The organism is Streptomyces sp. NPDC059037, from assembly GCF_042740015.1.
Taxonomy (GTDB): domain Bacteria; phylum Actinomycetota; class Actinomycetes; order Streptomycetales; family Streptomycetaceae; genus Streptomyces.
In genome coordinates, this window is record NZ_JBHYIG010000441.1 from 1 (window position 1) to 4,868 (window position 4,868).

General features: G+C 69.8%; 4 protein-coding genes. 1 reads left to right on the plus strand and 3 read right to left on the minus strand.

From position 1 onward, the window contains the following. Positions 1–151: 151 nt before the first annotated feature. The 3 genes from ACFWY6_RS44115 to ACFWY6_RS44125 form a co-directional block, all read right to left on the minus strand. On the minus strand, positions 152–490 hold the full coding sequence (locus tag ACFWY6_RS44115; protein ID WP_135333252.1) for a P-II family nitrogen regulator: 339 nt from the start codon (positions 488–490) through the stop codon (positions 152–154). Continuing rightward, the gene (locus tag ACFWY6_RS44120) at positions 487–1,851 is read right to left on the minus strand and encodes an ammonium transporter (protein WP_384703166.1); all 1,365 of its coding nucleotides are present in this window, start codon (positions 1,849–1,851) and stop codon (positions 487–489) included. Before ACFWY6_RS44120 ends, ACFWY6_RS44115 begins: the two co-directional genes overlap by 4 nt. A gap of 301 nt (positions 1,852–2,152) precedes the next feature. After that, positions 2,153–3,628 (minus strand): hypothetical protein, encoded by a 1,476-nt coding sequence (locus ACFWY6_RS44125; RefSeq protein WP_384703169.1) that lies wholly within the window; start codon positions 3,626–3,628, stop codon positions 2,153–2,155. Positions 3,629–4,046: 418 nt separating this feature from the next. Between ACFWY6_RS44125 and ACFWY6_RS44130 the strand changes: the two genes are divergently transcribed. Continuing rightward, on the plus strand, positions 4,047–4,709 hold the full coding sequence (locus tag ACFWY6_RS44130) for a bifunctional DNA primase/polymerase (protein WP_266871104.1): 663 nt from the start codon (positions 4,047–4,049) through the stop codon (positions 4,707–4,709). The last annotated feature ends 159 nt before the right edge of the window (positions 4,710–4,868 follow it).

Genomic DNA, 4,868 nt, shown 5'->3' on the forward strand with positions numbered 1-4,868 from the left:
CTGCGCCTCTCCTTGGAGGAGGCGCAGCCGGGCCGCCGCGTAGCCGCTGGGGCCGGAGTCTTCCGAATCCGATTCGGTTCGTACGTCCACACTCGTCACCCAGCAGCTCCTGTCAGTCCCGCTCAGTTCCGCGTCGTCAACCCGGTCCGGCTCAGAGCGCGTCGGGTCCGCGCTCGCCGGTCCGCACCCGGACGGCAGTCTCGACCGGGATGCTCCAGACCTTGCCGTCTCCGATCTTGCCGGTTCGGGCGGCCTTCACCACGACATCCACGAGCTGTTCGGCGTCGTCGTCCTCCACAAGGACCTCGATCCGGATCTTCGGTACGAGATCGACGGTGTACTCCGCGCCGCGGTAGACCTCGGTGTGACCGCGCTGGCGGCCGTAGCCGCTGGCCTCGGTGACCGTGAGTCCCTGCACCCCGAAGGCCTGGAGGGCTTCCTTGATCTCGTCGAGCCGGTGCGGCTTGACGACAGCGGTGATGAGCTTCATGCGTCCACCCTCTTGTTCTTCTCGGTCGCAGCCTTCGCGGTCTCCTGGACCGGGGCCGGCGCGGCAGCGCTGCGGGTGGCGGTGCCGCCGCCCGCGCCGCTGAAGTCGTACGCGGTCTCGGCGTGCTGCACCTGGTCGATGCCGGAGACTTCCTCGTCCTCGCTGACCCGCATCCCGATGGTCTTGTCGACCAGGAAGGCGAGGATCGCTGAGGCGATCAGGGAGTACGCGAGGACGGCGCCGACACCCGCGGCCTGCTTGCCGAGCTGCTCGAAGCCGCCGCCGTAGAAGAGGCCCTGAGCCTTGGACTGGACGCCACCGGTGGCGAAGAAGCCGACCAGGAGCGAGCCCGCGATACCGCCGACGAGGTGGACACCGACGACGTCGAGGGAGTCGTCGTAGCCGAACTTGAACTTGAGGCCGACGGCCATGGCGCAGAGCAGACCGGCGATGGCACCGATGGCGATCGCGCCGAGCGGCGAGCAGGAGCCGCCGGACGGGGTGATGGCGACGAGGCCCGCGACGGCGCCCGATGCGGCACCAAGGGTGGTGAACGCGCCGTGCCGGATCTTCTCGTAGGCGAGCCAGGCCAGCATGGCGGCGGCGGTGGCCACCTGTGTGTTCAGGAACATCATCGCGCCGACGCCGTCATCGTTGCCCAGCCACGATCCGGCGTTGAAGCCGAACCAGCCGAACCACAGCAGACCGGCGCCGAGCATGACGAGCGGCAGGCTGTGCGGCCGCATCGGGTCCTTCTTGAAGCCGACGCGCTTACCGATGACGAGGATCACGCCGAGCGCGGCGGCACCGGCGTTGATGTGCACGGCCGTACCGCCGGCGAAGTCGATGACGCCGAGCTCGAAGGCCCAGCCGCCGGTGCCCCACACCCAGTGCGCGACCGGGAAGTAGACGATGGTGGCCCACAGTGTGACGAACAGCGCCCAGGCGGTGAACTTCACGCGGTCCGCGAGCGCACCGCTGATCAGGGCGGGCGTGATGATCGCGAACATCAGCTGGAAGACCGCGAAGACGAAGACGGGGATGTTGTAGCCGTCCCACAGCTCGTTGAGCCCTATCCCGCTCAGTCCGACGTAGTCGGACGACCAGCCGAAGAGGCTGCCGTGGTCGGTGCCGAACGCGATGGAGAAGCCGTACAGCACCCAGAGGATGGTGACGATCCCCAGGCTGATGAAGCTCATCATCAGCATGTTCAGGGTGCTCTTGACGCGGACCATGCCTCCGTAGAAGAAGGCGAGTCCCGGCGTCATGAGCATCACCAGGGCGGAACAGATGAGCATGAACCCGGTGTTGGCGGCAGACAGCTCGGGGGCGTCTGCGGCGATCGTGATGCCTGGGGGCATCGGCGTCTCCTCGTCGTCGTATGCGGCCCGTGCGGGAGGGCGGTACGGGGTGGGCCGTTATGCGCCACGAGATTGGCGCAGCGCCGTTTCGTGGGGCGCCCCTCGATGTTTCGCACCGGTGACGAAGAGGTCGTGCGTGTTACGCGTCCATGAACTGCCGGGTGGCGCGGGACGCGGACCCATACCCTGCGACAACGCACAGAACCGGCCGCGACGGCCATCCGGTGGACCGGGCTGGGGGAGCCGAGTCGGGCTGTTCGGGATGGTGCTGCCGCGGCCGGAGCCTTGCGGAGGCGCGCCGTCAGACCGCCTCCGCGGTTTCCGGCATGTCCACGGCGAGCCGCTCGGTCAGGCGTACGACCTCGGTGACGTCCCCGAAGTCCCGCACGGCGGTGTCCACGGTCTTGCGGAGCCGGGTGTTGACCCGCTCGGAGCGGACCTTCTTGGCGATGTCCAGGGCCTGCCCCGCAAGCTCCGTGCTCTGCTCGGGCTCGCGCTGGAGCAGGTGGACCGTGGCCATGCCGATCAGGTTCAGGGCGTACGAACGCTGGTGTTCGGCGTCCTTGCCGAAGAGGTCGACGGCACGCTCCATGACGGGCTCGGCGAGCGAGGCGTAGGTGGGGCTGCGGCCCGCGACATAGGCCAGGTCGCGGAACGAGTGGGCGTTCTCGCCGTTCAGCTCGGCCTCGGAGAAGAAGCGGATCCAGTCCGCCTCGGGCTCGTCGAACTCCTCGGCGTCGGCGAAGGTGTCTTCGGCCATCCGCACGGCCCGCTTGCACTTGCCGGGCTGGCCCATGCTGGCGTAGGCGCGGGCCTCCATCGCATACAGCATGGCCTGGGTGCGCGGGCTCGCGCAGTCGCGGCTGCCGTACTGCGCGAGGTGGATGAGTTCGAGCGCGTCGTCGGGCCGGCCGAGGTGGATCATCTGGCGGCTCATGCTGGAGAGGATGTACGAACCGAGCGGCTTCTCGCCCGCTTCCTTGGCGGCGTGCAGCGCGAGGACGAAGTACTTCTGGGCGGTGGGCTGAAGCCCCACGTCGTAGCTCATCCACCCGGCGAGTTCGGCCAGCTCGCCCGCGACCTTGAAGAGCCGCTTGGCGGTGGCTTCGGGCTGGGGCTCCTGCAACAGGTCCGTCACCTCGTGCAGTTGGCCGACGACGGCCTTGCGCCGGAGCCCTCCCCCGCACTGGGCGTCCCACTGGCGGAACATCACCGTCGTGGACTCGAGGAGATCGAGCTCAGGTTTGGAGAGCCGCCCCGGCCTGCGCGTCGGCGCGGCCGGCTCGGGGTCGCCGGACGGCGTGGTCGGCCCCGGGACCAGCCAGCGCTGCATGGGCTCGATGAGCGCGGGGCCCGCGGAGAGCGCGAGCGAGGTGCCGAGGAAGCCGCGCCGGGCCAGCATCAGGTCGCTGCGCGAGAACTCACTGATCAGCGCGACGGTCTGGGGTCCCGTCCAGGGCAGGTCCACGCCGGACACGGAGGGCGACTGGTGCGCGGCGCGCAGACCCAGGTCCTCGACCGCCACCACACAGCCGAACCGCTCGGAGAACAGCTCGGAGAGGATGCGCGGAATGGGCTCGCGGGGATTCTCGCCGTCCAGCCAGCGGCGCACCCGTGAGGTGTCGGTGGAGATGTGATGGGCGCCCAACTGGCGTGCTCTGCGGTTCACTTGGCGCGCGAGCTCGCCCTTCGACCAACCGCTGCGCACGAACCAGGAGTTGAGCAGTTCGTTTGGGCGCTTCTCAGCGTTCGCACCACTTCCGCCATTGCCGCCCACTGGAACGCCCCCATTCCTCAAGACACTTGCACGGTCCACGCCAAGCCCTACCAGAATGCCGCGCGATGCGGCTCTCCGTCCGGAGAACGTCACCCATCGAACAGGAAACCGACTTGCCTCCGGCATACCCACGAGTGCACGAGCCTCAGGGCTTATGCACTGAAAGTAATCCTACGATCACCCCTCCGGCGAGGGCGATCGCGGAAACGCCACCATTCGCCACCCCTTCGAATGAACTCCCCGCCCGCTACAAGCGATTGACTTGACAGTGGACGACCGACAGTGGGCGGAACGGAGCACTTAGGGGCGCGAATGACCGAGCACACCACCCTCTGACCATCGGGCGCCAACCGAAAACAGAGGGTCACGATCCGATTCCGTCACGTAACCGCGCTGCGCTCGACCCGTTGGAGGGGGCATGGGCTTCACGATCGGCGGCATCCGGGGGACCAGAGAACCCCGCACCGGTTCACGGCGGCGCGGCCGCGCGTCGGACTGCACCGCGGTGGCCGAGTACACCGGACTCTGGGGCTGGGCGGCGGTCCCCGGAGCGCGCGCACTGGACGGCCGCTGCTCCTGCGGCGCGGCCGACTGCCCGTCCCCCGGCGCCCATCCGCTCGCCTTCGCCCCCGAAGTCCCGGCCGGGGCGCGGCTCGACGAAGTGGCGGAGGCCTGGGGCCAGTTCCCCGGCGCCGCCGTGCTGCTGCCCGTGGGGCGCGCCTTCGACGTGATCGAGGTGGCCGAGACGGCGGGCCGCCGCGCCCTGGTCCGCCTGGAGCGCATGGGCCTCCCGCTCGGCCCGGTGTCGGCCACGCCGGACGGCCGCGCGCACTTCTTCGTGGCCCCCGGCGCCGCCGCCGAACTCCCCCAGCTGCTCTACCGCATGGGGTGGGACGACGCCGGCATCGACCTGCACGGCCGGGGCCCCGGCAGCCACATCACCGCCCCACCGTCCGACCATGCGGGCCTCGGCCCGGTCCGCTGGCTGCGCGCCCCGGACCTGGACTCGGCAACACATCCGCCGCAGGCGCGACTGGTCCTCGGGACCTTGGCGTACGTGGCCCATCGCTCACCGGCGTAGAGACGCCCACACACGGAAATGCCCCACCCCCGCGGCACCCCCGGGTGGGGGATTTGTTTAGGACGCGGCACCAGATCGCCCCCAAGGGGCGCGGGGGACAGCGCCACCACCCACCACCCCCCCCCGGGCCACGGACCGGCCCAGGCGCTACTCCCCGAT

Coding starts and splice junctions, on each gene's coding strand:
- ACFWY6_RS44115 (WP_135333252.1), bottom strand. CDS start 490: ATGAAGCTCATCACCGCTGTCGTCAAGCCGCACCGGCTCGACGAGATC.
- ACFWY6_RS44120 (WP_384703166.1), bottom strand. CDS start 1,851: ATGCCCCCAGGCATCACGATCGCCGCAGACGCCCCCGAGCTGTCTGCC.
- ACFWY6_RS44130 (WP_266871104.1), top strand. CDS start 4,047: ATGGGCTTCACGATCGGCGGCATCCGGGGGACCAGAGAACCCCGCACC.